Consider the following 15484-nt stretch of genomic DNA (forward strand, 5'->3'; position numbering starts at 1 on the left):
TTCTTAGTTCTTACAAAAACATTTTTGTTTTACAAACCTAGGTAACCAGATTAACCCATAAATTATTACTCCAAAAATTAGTGCATTTATTAAACCACCTAGGAAAAATTCAAAACCGAATTCTGTAACTTTATTTAAGGTAAAAAATCTAGAAGGAGTTTCTTTAATTATTTCTAAGTTATCTATAGTTTCTTGAATAGATTCTTGAATTTGTTTTTCAATTTCTGGTGCGGTAAACCAGCGACCTACCAACAACCTACCTGTTACCATATTTAATGAGTAGAGAATTGGAATGAAAATTCCGGTACCTAAATTTACCGTTATAGCAGCTATACCACTACCCTTAAACAATTTTGCAGTAAAGACTGAGATAAAAGGCCCTATCCCTAAAGAAGGGATAAAATTCCATCCTAATCCTACCGCTGCCCCTAAACCAATGGCATGGGGGGTATCCTTTATATTACTTACTTTTTTCCAAACTTCATTAGTTTTCCCCAAAATTTCTCTTAGCATATAATCACCCTTTATTATGACTGCAGTTTTTATTATAGCAGTTTTAAGGGGATTAGCACAATACTATTCAACTATTTTTTCTGGAATTTTAAGATTATCCCTTTCCTCAATATATAGATTATATTCAAAGCCTAGTTCCTTAAGTTCGTGTTTTCTAGCTAAAGCCTGTGCCTTTGATTCGTATAAACCTTCTTCAATGAAAAGCATTCCTGATACATCCCCTAACATTCTAGCATTTTCACTGAAATATTCAAATTTCAATATGCTTTCTATATGCCCAACTTCTTCATGGAATGGATAAGAAGCAGTTCTTAAAGAATATAGAAGTTTAGTGGGGATCCTTTCTTCTTTTTCTTTGACAGAAATCACTATTTTATTCTCAGTTGATATTTCTTTTATTTGATAATCAACATCTTTTTTGAAGGTAATAATAAAGCGGAATAGCTGATCATCTAAAGTTATCAATGGGTAGAAATTATCAATTAACTGGTATTCAGTTAAATCCGGCAATTTATCCTTTCCAGTGAAACTTCTTGTACCTGAAAATTCAAGGAGCAACCCATTAGGATAGCTGATAGGAATAATTGTATAATTGTTAATTCCTTCTACCCCATCGAATTCTATAGTAAGCTCTTCCCATTGTCCTTTTTTTTCTACATCGAAATCTTTAATATCTTGGCCGTCTCCTAATTGCCCTCCTTCTATTTTACCTTGATGATTAAAAGTTAATATTTTAACTATCCTTTCTCCCCCTGGCATTTGACTTATGGCTTTAGCGAAGGTCGTAGAAATATTTACTCCTAAGATGAAAACTATCAATAGTGAAGCAACTAAAGAAATAGTTCCTAAATACAACTTATTTTTTCTTTTCTTCATCTCTCTTTTACCTTTCTTAATCCCTTGTTTTATTGCTAAATCTAGCTCTTTTGGTATTTCTATATTTTCGTATTGTTCTCTAAAGTTAATCAACTTTTTGCACCTCCCTAAAATTACTTCTAAGAATATTTAAAGCTTTATTTAGATGAGTTTTTATTGTCCCTACAGGTTTTTCTAAAATTTCCGCTACTTGGTTAATAGTAAAATCCTCAAAATACTTCAAAATTATTACTGATTTATACGGTTCTTTTAACTGATCAATGGCATTATACAAATCTAAATTATCTACTATATTATCTTCTATACTTAAATCTTCCCCCTCCTTTTCTATATGATAATTTTCATCAAAAAAACTTTCCCTTTCCTTTTTTTTACTAAAGTTTATAGCAGTATTAATTACAATTCTAGTTAACCAAGTATAAAAATACTCTGATTTTTTAACGGTCCCTATAGAAATATAGGCTTTACAGACAGCTTCACTTACTATATCTAAAGCATCTTCTTTATTTTTGACATAACTAAAAGCAATTTTATATATTTTATCCTTTTTCCACTCAATAAGCTGAGCAAAAGCTCTTTCATCACCTTTTTTCGCCTTATTTACTAGTACAATTACATCCAATTTCCTTCCTCCTTCCATAAATAGTTTTCTTTTTATATTTCCCTTTATACCAATTAGACAAAGAATACACTAAAAAGGTTTTGTTTTTTTAAAAAAGGTAATACTAAAAACAGTATATTTGAAACAACAAAAAGGGAGGAATTGCTATGAGTTTATTTTTAGGCCCCATTCATCATTGGTTATACAATAAAATAATTTTATTTGAAAGACTTGAAAAATATATTTTAGATGGATTAATTGCAGAAGTGGGAAAAGAAGCAGAAATACTCTATGGGGAGGCTTGTGATAGATATGGTCAACCTTTAGACCAAGAAAAAACTTTGGAAGAGATAATAGATCTAGATAATATTCATCAATGGCTTCAAGATAAAATTCAAAGGGCAGAACTGAGACATGGGTATTTCTTAAATAAATCCATCGAAAAATTTGGAGATTTAGCCTATGAAGTTGCATTGGAATATTATGCAAAACAAGGTAAGTATTGTGGAGAAAAATGTGAAGAGGAAGCAAGACCACAAAATGCCCAAGAACTCTATGACCAGTTAAACAATTATATTTTAGATGGTATGCCTTGTGATCATGTAAATCAAGTTCAAATCTCTGAGCCCGATTTAGTTCAATGGGAAGTAACCCAATGCCTACATATAGATTATTGGAATCAGGTCGGAATAGACCCAAATAAGATGTACAAGTTAAGGGAAACTTGGATTGATGCTTTCGTTGCTTATGCCAATAGTCATTATGAGTATCGTTTTACTAATGATAACGGCATTTTAAAACACGTCATACAAAAAGTGACCCAATAAAGGGTTACTTAAGACTGAAGACAAACTATAGACAAAGTCATCATCAGCAGTGGTAATTAAACAAAGATACGATTAAGTCGAGGAGATAGATTTAAGAGCTGATTAGATAAAAGGAAGAAGGGGTGAGGAACAGGACGTTCCGAAAGCTCTATTGAGCCATGGAAGGCGAATTAGAGCGGTACCCTTCTTCCTTTTAGATAGAAGCCTTAAATCTCGACGCAGAACTTTGTTAAAATGTTTAATTACCACAGCCTTTAAAAAATGACTTTGTCTACAAACTGAAGTGACCCAATAAAGGGTCACTTTTTACATTCCTCACATTGAACTTTACCATCTTCATACAAATAAGTTCCACCATTAGGGCAAGTTATTTTGTTTTTAAGATAGCCTTCTTTTACTAAGTAATCGATAAAATCTTCATTTTTTTCTAAACCTAAATTATTAACATCAAACTCACTTACCTTTTTTACAAATTTATATTGTTCGATGGCTGCTTCAATTATTAACCTACTACTAGCACATAGCTCTTCGTTTACTTTTTGGGAACCTATTCCGATATTAGGTACTGTTATGGCTAAGATTACCCCTAAAAGTGTTATAACCAACAGCACTTCTAATAAAGTAAAACCTTTTTGATTTTTAAACATAAATCTACCCCCTAGAAAAATATTGACCTTAGTTTCCTAAGGTCAGCTTAAAACAGGTTTGTCGTGAAACTTAGTATTAATTTTCAACCTTTTTTGACAAATTCCTGCTTTTTAATTAAATTTTTTTAATTTTTTATTATAGACCTCTGTATTTTAACCCTTCGATCACTCTCTCTAATGCCACCATATATGCAGCATCCCTCATGGAAACCCCTTTATTTAGGTGCATAAAATACACTTTTTCAAAAGCATCTACCATAATTTTTTCTAACTTGTTATTAACTTCCTCTTCATCCCAGTAATAATTCATATTATTTTGTACCCATTCAAAGTAGGAAACTGTAACTCCCCCTGCACTAGCTAAAATATCTGGTATTACAAGTATTCCCCTTTGATGTAGTATTTCATCACCTTTAATTGTGGTAGGTCCATTGGCAGCTTCTGCTACAATTTTTCCTTTAACATTCCCTGCATTTATTTCTGTAATAACATTTTCTAAAGCTGCAGGTATTAGTACATCACAGTCTAATTCTAATAACTCTTCATTTGTCAGTTGTTGACCATTACCATAAATTACCGAACCTTTTTCCTTTTTAACCTCATTTAAAGCTACAGGATCTAGACCATCTTTGTTATATATACCACCTTTACTGTCACTCACTCCAATAATTTTTGCCCCTGCATTATACATCAGTTCTGCTAGATAGTATCCGGCATTGCCAAAACCTTGTATTACCACTTTAGCTTCTGTTATAGGGATAGCTAATTTTTTCAATCCTTCTTTAATAGTTATAAAACAGCCCCTAGCAGTTGCTTCATTTCTCCCTTTAGATCCCCCTAAAGTTAAGGGCTTTCCTGTAACAACACCGTAATCGGTATAACCCTTTACTCTGCTAAATTCATCGACCATCCAGGCCATTACCTGTTGATTTGTATAAACATCGGGAGCAGGTATATCTTTTTCATTGCCGATAATGGGAGCTATTGCCCTAGTAAATCCCCGGGTTATTTCTTCTAACTCCCTTGTTGATAGTTCTTTGGGATTACATTTAACTCCACCTTTACCCCCTCCAAAGGGTAATCCTACTACAGCACATTTCATCGTCATCCACATAGACAAAGCCTTTACTTCATCCATTGTCACATCAGGATGGAATCTAATTCCACCTTTGGCTGGTCCTAAAGTATCATCATGTTGTGAACGGTATCCAGTAAAAACTCGGACAGAACCGTCATCCATTTTTACGGGGAAGGAAACTTCCATTACCCTTTTGGGTTGTTTTAACACTTCATAAAATTTAGGATCAACCCCTAGTTTTTCACAAGCACTTTTAATTTGTTTTTGAGCTGTTTGAAAAACATTGTCTTTCACTAAAAACACTCCCTTACTTTCAATTTATTACCATAATATCACTTTAGCATATTGAAGTGCAAGAAATTTTAGTTTTTTCACCAAGATTATGGTAAAATATATTTTGAAACACGTTATGATAGGAGTTGTTACGATGTCAATAGTTGCCTATATTCAAGCTGATCTAGAAAAAAATCCTTTTCTAACAAAAGAAATTTTAAATAAAAATATAATTGAATATACTGTAGAAAAAGTTTTACAAATTCCAGCGATCAATGATATAACTATGGTTTTATATAATAATAAAGATAATCAAAGTTTAAGTTATCTAAGGGATAAATATTCTAAAGTCAAAATCTATTTTTCTAAAGAACTAAATGCTGGTAAAAGAATGATAGAAGCTTATCAAGACAGCAAACCTTCTGTTATTTTACGCTTTACCGGTGATCAGATTTTTTTAGATGTAGAAAGAACGAAGGAATTGATAGATAGATTTATAAATGATAATATCGATATCCTTTATCACAATCTAGATAATGGCTTGCTTCCGGAAATTTTAACTTATGATGCATTGGAAAAATGCCAAGTCCAAATCGGTAAATTCCATCGTTTTTTAAAATATCTTAATACCAATCCCCACAACCTTAATCTTAAAAAAGTAAAACATCCATGGGAAACACCTTTTTATCATTTTTTTGTCCGTACAGAAAGGGAATACTACATAGCTCAGGAAATCCTTAAGTATAACTTAGATTATACTAAATTGGATATCTACGGAAACATACTTTTTGGTGATACCGGAATATATGAAGAAGGCTGGTTCAAGAGTTTTTTAACAAAGAAATCTATCAATTACCAAGAAGAGCCTATACCTTGGATGACCTACCCTGCCATTGATTTCTTAGAAAAAAGGGTTAAAAAACACTTTAAAGTTTTTGAATTTGGTTGTGGATTTAGCACCCTTTGGTGGGCAAAAAAAGTAGACACCGTTGTGGCTTGTGAACACAATAGTGCCTGGGTCCAAGCTATTAAAGAAAACCTTCCAACAAATGCTAAAATTATCTATGTTGACATATCTAAAGAGGATTATCCAAATTCAATTTTAAAAACGGGGGAGAAGTATCACATAGTGGTTATTGATAGTAGAGATAGAATAGACTGTGCAAAGGTAGCAGTTAACTCTTTACTCCCCGATGGAATAATTATTTGGGATGATTCTCAACGAACTAAAGACGATGAAGGAAAAGAATATATTTTAGCCCAAGGTTTCAAAAAAATTGAGTTTACAGGGATGGGTCCAATAGTCAAAGACAAAAACGAAACAACGATATTTTATCGTGAAGGAAATTGTTTAGGTATTTAGTCCTATTGCATTAGGAACTCAATTTAATAAATTCTTCTATATCTTTAATGATCAATTCTAATGAAGATTTCCAAAACTCTTTACTTGTAACATCGATACCGATGACAGCCCCTACATCTTTGATATTCATCTTACCTGTAACAGCCAACAGTTGATCATATTTTGGAATGAAGTCTTTACCCTCCTTGAGATACTGGGCATATATACCTTTAGCAAATAATAAACCAAAGGCATAAGGGAAATTATAGAAGTTCCTTGCTGCATAGTAATAATGGGGTTTACATACCCACATATAAGGATGGAGATAATTGTGGTCTAAACCATCTCCGTAAGCCTCTTTTTGTGCTTCTAACATTATTTCTTTAAGTTCATTTACAGATAAATTATGATCTTCCCTACGTTTAAATAATTCTGTTTCAAATAGGTATCTAGAATAAATATCGACAATTACCTGCCCTGCATCGGATATCACAGTCTCTAGTATTGTCAATTTTTCTTCATCGGTAGCTTCCTTTAATGCAGCATTCATAACAATAGCTTCATTAAAGATAGAAGCAGTTTCCGCCAAAGGCATAGGATATGAGGTGTTTAATATACTTTCATCCTTTAAGCAATATCCATGATAGGCATGGCCTAATTCATGGGCTAAAGTGGTTACATCACTTAAACTACCGGAAAAATTAGTTAAAATCCTACTTTCCTTTATTGATTGAAGGTTACTGCAAAAAGCACCTCCCCTTTTACCTTCCCTAATTTCAGCATCTATCCACTTTTTCTCAAAGACCATATCGGTAAAATCCGCTAATTTATCACTAAAGGTTCTAAAATGTTTAACGATAAATTTTCTAGCTTCCTCAAAGGTAAATTCCATTTTAACTTCCCCTAAAGGAGCAAAAAGTTCATAAAATGGCAATCCTTCTTGATACCCTAATAACTTAGCTTTTTGACGATAATATTTATGAAAATTTGGTAAAGCTTCTTTAATTCCTTCTAACATGGCATCAAGGGTTTCTTGATCCATCCTAGAGTCTAAGAGAGTTTTTTCTAATGGGGAAGAATAACCTCTAAGTTTTGCTAATGTTATTACCTCCCCTTTAATCCCATTTAAACAAGCAGCAGAGGATTCTACTATTTTTTCATAACTTTTCAATTCAGCATAATAGGCAGCTTTCCGTACTTTAGGGTCTTTATCATGGGCCATATTTCTAACAACTGGTAATGGGAGCTGCTTCTTTTCTCCATTTACCTCCATATCTACTAGTAATGTGGAAGTCAGCTTATCTTGAAGTTTACTCCATCCTTGAGAACCGGTGTTAACCATTTTAGCAATGATAACTTCTGCTTCTTCTGATAACAGGTATTTTGTTTTTCTAGCGATTTCCTTTAAATAAAAGTTATGTTCTTTTAATAATGGAGAGGTTTCTATAACTTCTTCTAAATTTTCTAACCCTCCTATCCATTTTTCGATTTTCACTATAGATGAAGTAAGTTCTGTAGATTTAAATTGTAGTTTATCTAAATAAAATAATGCTTTTTCATCTTTAGTATTTACACTTAAGGATAAATGGCAAAATCCCATCAGTCTAGAAAAATTGGTGTAATATTCTTTGATTAAACCGATTACTTCTTCTAATTTCCTTTGTGGACTTTGATAATCACTCAAATTATCAGTAACCCAATTTTTCAGCATTTCCATTTGTTCATCAACAATGGCAAAGTCCCTTTGAAACTGTTCAGAATCAAAGGAAGAGTATAAAGATTCTAAACTCCACCGCATTATAATCTGCCTCCCTGTTAATTATTTCTGTATATGAATTATTCGATAATAAAATAATTATTCCTTTTTTTTGTTCATTAAAAATTTATTTATAATTTAAGGAGCCAAGTTTTGGCTCCTTTACCATTTATATAAAGCTGCTGCTACGGCAAAACCTACCCCTGAAGAAATAAAAATAACGTTATCCCCCTTCTTTATCTTCCCTTCCTTTAAAGCTATATCTAAAGCCATGGGAATACATGCTGAACCGGTATAACCGTATTTATCCATAATACAGGTGGTTTTTTCCATAGGCAAAGCTAAAATTCCCATTACTTCTTCTATTACCCACTTATTTATTTGGGTGAAAAAAATGTGATCTACATCTTGAATATCTAAAGAATTTTTCTCCAGTAAATCTTTAATCATCGGAGACCATAATTTAATGTTCCGATCAGGAGGCAGTGGCTTTAAAAACTGTAGTAAATGCTGTTTTTTTTCAATACTTTCATGGGTTATTGGGTACTTAGTTCCTCCCCCATAGATCCCTAAAAAGTCGTATTGAGTTCCATCGGCGATAAGTTTTGAATCAACAAAGCCCCTTTGTTCTGAAGTCCCAGATATTACCACAGCCCCGGCTCCATCGGCAAAAATAGGGAAAACATTGACATCGGTTTTATCAACATATTTAGTCATATTATAAACACCGATTAACAAGATATTGTTATAGCCACCTGACATTACCATCCGTGACGCCACATCTAAGCCGGTAACAAATCCGGCGCAAGAGGCGTTAATATCAAAAGTACCGGCATTAACAGCTTTTAAACGTCCCTGAACCACTGAAGAAGTGGCAGGACTTATATATTCCGGAGTATCTGTTGTAACAATGATTAGATCTAAATCTTCAGGTTTTAACTTAGCATCTGCTAAAGCCTTTTCCCCTGCTTTTGTAGCTAAATCTCCACTACTCTCATCATCCCCTGTAATATAACGTTGTTTTATTCCTAATTTTTCCTCTAAACTTGGTTTAAGGGGTTGATTTAGTAATTTTTCCATCTCTTCATTGGTAATTAAATTTTTAGGAACATACATCCCACTTCCAGTAATTACAGCTCTTCTCATCCTTATCTCTCCCCAATAATTAGATAAGCTTTAACTTTATTCCTTCTTCTAAGAGCTCATCCCTAAAATCTGGGTGAGCTATGTTAATCAACTTTTTCACCCTGTCCCTGACAGAAGTTCCCCTTAAAGCAGCTACTCCATATTCAGTAACTACAAAGTCCACATCATTGCGGGATAAGGAAACCACTGCCCCATGGGTTAATCTAGGGACTATTTTAGAAATTGTTTTTCTCCCTTCACTACCAGAAACTCTAATGTTAGCAGTTGAATAAAGGGCAATGATAGATTTTCCCATCTGTGAAAGTTGTGCCCCAATGGCGGTATCAGCTTGCCCTCCAGTGCCACTAAACTGCAGGTGGCCTATAGATTCTGAACAGCATTGACCAGTTAAATCTATTTCTAATGTTGTATTTATCGACACCATTTTATAATTTTTACCTATAACATAAGGATCATTAACCCACTTACCATTTAAGATCTGAACCCCTGGATTATCATCAATAAAATCATATAATTTCTTACTACCTAAAGCAAAGGTTGCGACCATTTTCTCAGGAAATAAAGTTTTTTTCCTACCAGTTATCACCCCTGCCTTAAATAAGTCTACCATTCCATCGGTAAACATTTCAGTATGGATTCCCAAGTCTTTTTTATTGACTAATTGAGAAGCAACAGCATTAGGTATTCCTCCGATCCCCAACTGAATAGTTGAACCATCTTCTACTAAATCAGCAATATACTTACCGATTATTTTATCTTTTTCGTCAGGCTCTCCATTGGGAAATTCCGGTACTGGATAATTAACCTCAACTATGTGGTCTATTTGGCTTATGTGTATTGTTGTATCACCAAAGGTTCGGGGGTAATTGGGATTGACTTCTAAAATTACCAAATCTGCCCCTTCAATAATTTCCCTTTCATAAGTAGCACTCAAAGATAAGGAAAGAAAACCATGTTTATCCATTGGCGAAGCTGTTCCCACAAATATATTACATTTCTTATATTGTACCCTTTTAGTTCCTGCAAAATGGAGGTGATTGGGTATAAAGGTCGCCCTTCCTTCACCATGGGCCGCTCTAAGTCCAGGGGTGTAAAACCAGCTTTCTAAAGAAAAACTTTTTTCATATCCCTTTTCTGAGAAAAAACGATAGTTATTCATCGGCAGACAACAAGTCACTGTAACATCACTAACTTTAGGAGCTATAGTATGAAGGTTACTTAAAAATTCCCTCGGCTCTGCCGCTGCCAAAGCGGTGATGATATGATCTCCCGATTTTACTTTATCTAGGGCTTCTTCTACAGTTATAACTTTCCTTTTATATTCTTCTATTATCTTCACTTCTATTACCTCCTCTACCAAACTAAACCACTGGTCCCCACCGGATTACATTTGCTGCCCAAGCATAGCCTATCCCAGCAGCTATCATAGAGATTATTGTCCCATCTTTTATTTTCCCCTGTTCTAAAGCTAGTTGTAAAGATAAAATTTGATCAATTTGCCCAATATGACCATAGTCTTTTAGATAAATAGATTGATCTTCATTAAGACCTAATAATTCTAAAAGATATTTATGCATAGAATATTTAAAATGCAGTACAGCCAAATAACCTAATTGTTCTCTTTTAATACCTGATTTCTCAAAGGCTTTATCGATACAATAAAGCCAATTTTTCATTGATACCTCATTTAACCTATCTTTCATATGCTGCTCGTCAAAGATTTTTAAAGATTTATAGGCTTTAGGCAAATTCTCTGCAGTAATGGGGTTTACTATACCACCAAATTCTACTCCTACATCTCGAGCTAAACTACCGTCGGTAATGATATGACTTTCTAACAATAGATTCTTTCCATAATTCTTTTTCAGGATTATAGCTCCAGCACCGGCAGCTAAGTTATACATCATTGATAAGGATTTATCGGTATAATCTATAAAGTCTCCGTTTCTATAGCCCCCTACTATCATAACACAATTTATATCTTTGTCAGCTAACATAATATCTTTAGCTATCTTCATTGCCGATACAGTGGAACAACATCTTTGCTGAACATCAATGGCCCAAGCCCTTTTAGCCCCGATTTGTTCTTGAATATAAATCCCAGAAGTAGTTAAAGGATATTCTTTCCATTCTTCACCGATACAAATAATTAAATCCAACTCTTCTGGATCAACCCCTGTATTTTCTAAGGCATTTAATGCTGCCCGTACCCCCATTTCCTGGGTTCCATCCCCTTCACCGGGGATAACCTTTTGTACTATCCCTAACTTCTCGATAATAGCCTCTTCTGTCCAAATCCCATTGGTCTCTTTTGCTATTTCCTTAGCTGTCATTCTCCCTTTTGGAATATATAAACCTGTTCCAACAATACCTACATGATCTTTCATCCTCTTCCCCTCCCCAAAAAGTTTGAAGGTACCCTTGCAACTTTCGCTGCAAGGGTGAAAAAATAAATAGGAGGTAATTTATTTTAAGAAATCAATAATAGCTTTATTAGTTTCTTCTGGCTGTTCCATAAAAAACACATGACCTGCTTTTTCAATAATTATCATTTTTGAGCAAGGTATTTTTTCTTTTAATAAGACTGCATTTTCCGGAGGAACTACCCTGTCCCCTTTACCTGCCAGTATTAAAGTTTCACTTTTTATCTTTTCCACTCTATTTTCAGCATTAAAACCTGCCCCTGCCATCAGTTGTCGTTGGTAAGCATATTTAGGTTGAGGATCCTTCATTTTCTCTTCCATGATTTTATTCAATACCTCTTCATTTAAGTTATCTTTATCTAACGCGGTAGCTATAGCTTCTTTTATTTCATCTAAGGAGGTGTAAACCCCTCCACCCTTTAACATAATTTGAAGAGTTTCCATTGGAATAGGAATACTATTAGGTCCCCCAAAAGAGGTAGAGCAAAGAATTAACTTATCTACCATATGGGGATATTTTAAAGCAAATTCTTGGGCTATAAATCCCCCCATAGATACACCCAATATATGGGCTTTTTCTATCCCCAATTTACTTAACAATTCCGCCAAGTCATCGGCAAACATTTCTATAGTGTATTCACAATCCGGTTTATCTGTTTCTCCTACCCCTCGGTTATCAAAAACTATCACTTGAAAGTGTTTTGCTAATTCATCGATTTGCTTATACCACATCCAAGTAGCATAACCTAATCCTTCTATGAGAACTAATGGTGTACCTTCACCATGGATTTCATAATACATTTGAATATCATTAACTTGTATTTTCGGCATAATATCACCCCTTTTATTACAAAAGCCCGAGAAAAATCCCAGGCTTTTTAGTTTTAGTATTCAATAAAATCAGTTACCAATTCAAAGGCATAAAATCCATTTTCTAAACGAATAACTCTACTCATTGCCATTTTAGTTACACCCTGACGAACCCCTGGTTTATAAGAGATTTCTGGAGCTAATCCTTCAGTGAATACCATCCTTTCCATTGCTTTAATGTAGCCTTCCCAAGTCAAGTCATCTCCAGCTTCCCTTAGTCCTGCCACAAAGGTTTCAGCCGCTACCCAACCAGCCATAGTATATGCATTGTAAGCACTACCATTTGGAAAATATTTTGCCATAGCCTCTTTTAATGGTTTTAAACTTTCCTCATTTACATCAAGCCATCCTAATACGTGGAGATTCAAAATGGCATTTGGTGCACCAGGAGAAGCTAATGCTAAAAAGGATGCATCGGCATTGGAATATGATGTTAACATAGGAATGTTGATTGAATGATCTTCAGCTTCTTTCAAAAAGTTAGTTACACCACCGGATAAAGCATAAATAATAATTAAGTCAGGTTGTATTTCGTTAATCCTTTGGATTTGTACTGAAAAATCTGTATCTGTTGCAGCAAAGGCTAGTTCAGCTTTTAGAATATCAGATTTTCCTAAACCTGCTAAACCATCTTTAAATCCTTTTAAGCCATCTCTTCCCACATCATCATTTTGATATAAAATTACTACTTTTTCAGCCTTAAATTTTTCTACTGCAAATTTAGCCTTTAATTTGCCTTCATACTGGTAGTTTGGTTGAACTGGGAAAAAATTGTCTCCAAGTTTAGTAAGCTCTGTAGCACCAGAACCAAAATAAACCGATGGGATACCAACTTCTTTAACTACATCGGCAGAAGCTAGAACACCGGGAGTACCCAATTGACCAACAATAGCAAAAACTTTTTCATCATAAATTAGTTTTTCTACCCCTTCTAAAGCTTTGACAGGGTTAAATTCATCATCAATATGGATCAATTGAATTTTTCTACCATTTACTCCCCCTTGATCATTGATCATTTTAAAATAAGCTTCCATCCCTTGTAAGTAAGGCTCCCCAATAAAAGCTAAAACTCCTTCCCTAACTGCAACTGTTCCTACCTTAATTGTATCTTCAGTAACTCCTTGGGCGTACTCTACTTCTTTTTTAGCAGTTGAGCAAGCTGTCAATAACAACACTAAGGCTAACAAAATTACTAATAGTTTACTCATTTTTCTCATCACATTTCCCCCTTTTTTCTATATAGTAATAAGCCTTTCGCTTATTAACTAACTTAATTGTTGAGCTTTAAATTAGAAAACTTAATGACCACCTAAATAGGCCTTTTTCACTTTATCATCATTTTTCAAATCTTCAGCTTTCCCTTGATGAACGATCTTTCCCGTTTCTAAAATATAGCCGTAATCGGCGATATTTAATGCTTGAACTGCATTTTGCTCTACTAGTAAAATTGTAGTCCCTTCTTCCTTTATTTGCTTGATAATTTGAAAGATATTTTTAACTATTAATGGTGCTAAACCTAGAGAAGGTTCATCAAGTAATAACAGTTTGGGTTTTGCCATCAAAGCCCTTCCTATAGCTAACATTTGCTGTTCCCCACCAGATAATGTTCCGGCAATTTGTTTTTTCCTCTCCTTTAAAATTGGAAAGTAATTATATACCCTTTCAAAGGTTTGAGGAATATTTTTTTTATCTTTTCGAGTATATGAACCTATTTTTAAGTTTTCTTCAACAGTCAACTCAGGAAAAATCTGTCGTCCTTCTGGTGATTGAACTATCCCTTCTGCAACTATTCTCTCTACCGATAATTTAGTTAAATCTTTTCCCATAAATTCAATTGAACCACTTTTAACTGGAAGGATCCCTGAAATAGCTTTAAGGGTAGAGGTTTTTCCGGCACCATTTGCCCCTAATAAAGTGACAATTTTACCTTCTGGAACTTCCAAAGAAACATCCTTCAAAGCATGGATATAGCCATAAAAACAATTGACAGCTGAAAGCTTTAACATACCTCTTCCCCCTTCCCTAAATAGGCCTCTTGTACACCTTGATCCTTTTGTATTTCCCCAGGGGTTCCTTCCGCTATCTTCTTGCCAAAGTTTATGGCACAGATTCTTTCACAAATATCCATTACTAATCCCATATCATGCTCTACTAGTAAAACTGTAATATCCAATTCATCTCTAATTTTCTTTATTAGTTTAGCTAGTTCTTTTGTTTCAGTACTATTCATACCTGCTGCCGGTTCATCTAATATCAATAACCTAGGTCTAGAAATCAATGCTCTCCCTAACTCAATTAATTTTTGAGTACCATAGGATTGGGCGGCAGCTGGCAAATTTTCTAACCCTTTAAGACCTAAAAACTCTATAATTTCCATTGCTTTTTCCTTTACCCTTTTTTCTTCCTTTACAATATAAGGTAACTTAAAACCTTCTGCTAATATATTTCCTTTAGTTCTACAATGTTCCCCTACCATAATATTTTCCAAAACTGTCATCATCTTGAAAAGCTCAACATTTTGAAAGGTCCTAGCTAATCCTTGACCAATAATTTGGTGAACCTTTAGTTTTACTAAATCAATTTCTTCATCAACTTTACAAAAGATAACTTTCCCCTGATCAGGTTTATAAAACCCACTGATACAGTTAAAGATTGTAGTTTTACCAGCACCATTAGGACCGATGAGACCATAGATGCTTTTTCGGGGAACTGTAAATGATACATCATCTACTGCTTTTAACCCACCAAAACTTATTGATAAGTTCTCAACTTTTAAAATTTCCATCTCTATCCCCCCATCTTTGCACCCGTATTGTAAAACTTTTTTTATATAAAAGTAGCTTAAACAACCTTTATTTATAGCTTTTTACAAAAAACAACTTGCCACCCCCTTAATCTTCGTTCATAATTGAGGTACACACACCAAATAAACAAAGAAAGAAAGGAGTGACAAGTTGTTACCTCAATTTATAACATATTGTTTAGAAATAATCAAGCAGCAAAATGAAATTATCTGTACTTTAATTACTTTGCTTATTAAAAAGAGTGTGTTTAATAAACCTTCAAAGGAACCAGTTAATAAACCATATAGGAAACTTCAGGTGGATGAGCTCCCTGTAGTTGAGAAGTTAG

General features: G+C 34.0%; 15 protein-coding genes. 2 read left to right on the top strand and 13 right to left on the bottom strand.

What is annotated here, in order from left to right:
• Window positions 1–3 precede the first annotated feature (3 nt).
• The 3 genes from BMX60_RS06400 to BMX60_RS06410 form a co-directional block, all read right to left on the bottom strand.
• Window positions 4–513 carry a DUF2062 domain-containing protein gene (locus BMX60_RS06400; protein ID WP_091350487.1) on the bottom strand — a complete coding sequence of 170 codons (510 nt, stop codon included), beginning with the start codon at window positions 511–513 and terminating at the stop codon, window positions 4–6.
• Window positions 514–576: 63 nt separating this feature from the next.
• On the bottom strand, window positions 577–1482 hold the full coding sequence (locus BMX60_RS06405) for a DUF4179 domain-containing protein (RefSeq protein WP_091350489.1): 906 nt from the start codon (window positions 1480–1482) through the stop codon (window positions 577–579).
• A complete protein-coding gene (locus tag BMX60_RS06410; RefSeq protein ID WP_091350491.1) occupies window positions 1475–2011 on the bottom strand; it encodes a sigma-70 family RNA polymerase sigma factor in 537 nt (178 codons plus the stop codon). The genes BMX60_RS06405 and BMX60_RS06410 overlap by 8 nt, the downstream gene beginning before the upstream one ends.
• 146 nt (window positions 2012–2157) lie before the next feature.
• On the opposite strand from BMX60_RS06410, the gene BMX60_RS06415 reads away from it, so the two are divergent.
• On the top strand, window positions 2158–2817 hold the full coding sequence (locus tag BMX60_RS06415) for a hypothetical protein (protein ID WP_091350496.1): 660 nt from the start codon (window positions 2158–2160) through the stop codon (window positions 2815–2817).
• Between the two features lie 299 nt (window positions 2818–3116).
• Here BMX60_RS06415 and BMX60_RS06420 read toward each other — a convergent pair whose 3' ends face one another.
• Together BMX60_RS06420 and BMX60_RS06425 are read right to left on the bottom strand one after the other, a co-directional pair.
• Window positions 3117–3464, bottom strand: coding sequence for a competence type IV pilus major pilin ComGC (locus tag BMX60_RS06420; RefSeq protein WP_091350498.1), 348 nt, complete (start codon window positions 3462–3464; stop codon window positions 3117–3119).
• A gap of 136 nt (window positions 3465–3600) precedes the next feature.
• On the bottom strand, window positions 3601–4836 hold the full coding sequence (locus tag BMX60_RS06425) for a Glu/Leu/Phe/Val family dehydrogenase (RefSeq protein WP_207648404.1): 1236 nt from the start codon (window positions 4834–4836) through the stop codon (window positions 3601–3603).
• A 133-nt stretch (window positions 4837–4969) separates the two neighbouring features.
• On the opposite strand from BMX60_RS06425, the gene BMX60_RS06430 reads away from it, so the two are divergent.
• Window positions 4970–6178 (top strand): cytidylyltransferase domain-containing protein, encoded by a 1209-nt coding sequence (locus tag BMX60_RS06430; protein ID WP_091350502.1) that lies wholly within the window; start codon window positions 4970–4972, stop codon window positions 6176–6178.
• Between the two features lie 10 nt (window positions 6179–6188).
• Here BMX60_RS06430 and BMX60_RS06435 read toward each other — a convergent pair whose 3' ends face one another.
• The 8 genes from BMX60_RS06435 to BMX60_RS06470 form a co-directional block, all read right to left on the bottom strand.
• The gene (locus BMX60_RS06435) at window positions 6189–7955 is read right to left on the bottom strand and encodes a M3 family oligoendopeptidase (RefSeq protein WP_091350504.1); all 1767 of its coding nucleotides are present in this window, start codon (window positions 7953–7955) and stop codon (window positions 6189–6191) included.
• 120 nt (window positions 7956–8075) lie between these two features.
• Window positions 8076–9059: a 3-oxoacyl-ACP synthase III family protein gene (locus BMX60_RS06440; RefSeq protein WP_091350506.1), complete on the bottom strand. Its 984-nt coding sequence runs from the start codon at window positions 9057–9059 to the stop codon at window positions 8076–8078.
• A 19-nt stretch (window positions 9060–9078) separates the two neighbouring features.
• A complete protein-coding gene (locus BMX60_RS06445) occupies window positions 9079–10398 on the bottom strand; it encodes an acetyl-CoA hydrolase/transferase family protein (RefSeq protein WP_091350507.1) in 1320 nt (439 codons plus the stop codon).
• A 22-nt stretch (window positions 10399–10420) separates the two neighbouring features.
• A complete protein-coding gene (locus tag BMX60_RS06450; protein ID WP_091350509.1) occupies window positions 10421–11446 on the bottom strand; it encodes a 3-oxoacyl-ACP synthase in 1026 nt (341 codons plus the stop codon).
• A gap of 78 nt (window positions 11447–11524) precedes the next feature.
• Complete coding sequence (locus tag BMX60_RS06455; protein ID WP_091350511.1) at window positions 11525–12313, bottom strand: alpha/beta fold hydrolase; 789 nt, start codon at window positions 12311–12313, stop codon at window positions 11525–11527.
• Window positions 12314–12366: 53 nt separating this feature from the next.
• Entirely contained in the window at window positions 12367–13569 is a 1203-nt protein-coding gene (locus BMX60_RS06460) for an ABC transporter substrate-binding protein (RefSeq protein WP_242945725.1), read from the bottom strand.
• 81 nt (window positions 13570–13650) lie between these two features.
• Entirely contained in the window at window positions 13651–14358 is a 708-nt protein-coding gene (locus tag BMX60_RS06465) for an ABC transporter ATP-binding protein (RefSeq protein WP_091350512.1), read from the bottom strand.
• Window positions 14352–15137: an ABC transporter ATP-binding protein gene (locus BMX60_RS06470; protein ID WP_091350514.1), complete on the bottom strand. Its 786-nt coding sequence runs from the start codon at window positions 15135–15137 to the stop codon at window positions 14352–14354. Before BMX60_RS06470 ends, BMX60_RS06465 begins: the two co-directional genes overlap by 7 nt.
• Window positions 15138–15484 lie beyond the last annotated feature (347 nt).

Origin of the sequence: Anaerobranca gottschalkii DSM 13577 (assembly GCF_900111575.1) — a bacterium.
In the GTDB taxonomy this organism is placed as follows: domain Bacteria; phylum Bacillota; class Proteinivoracia; order Proteinivoracales; family Proteinivoracaceae; genus Anaerobranca; species Anaerobranca gottschalkii.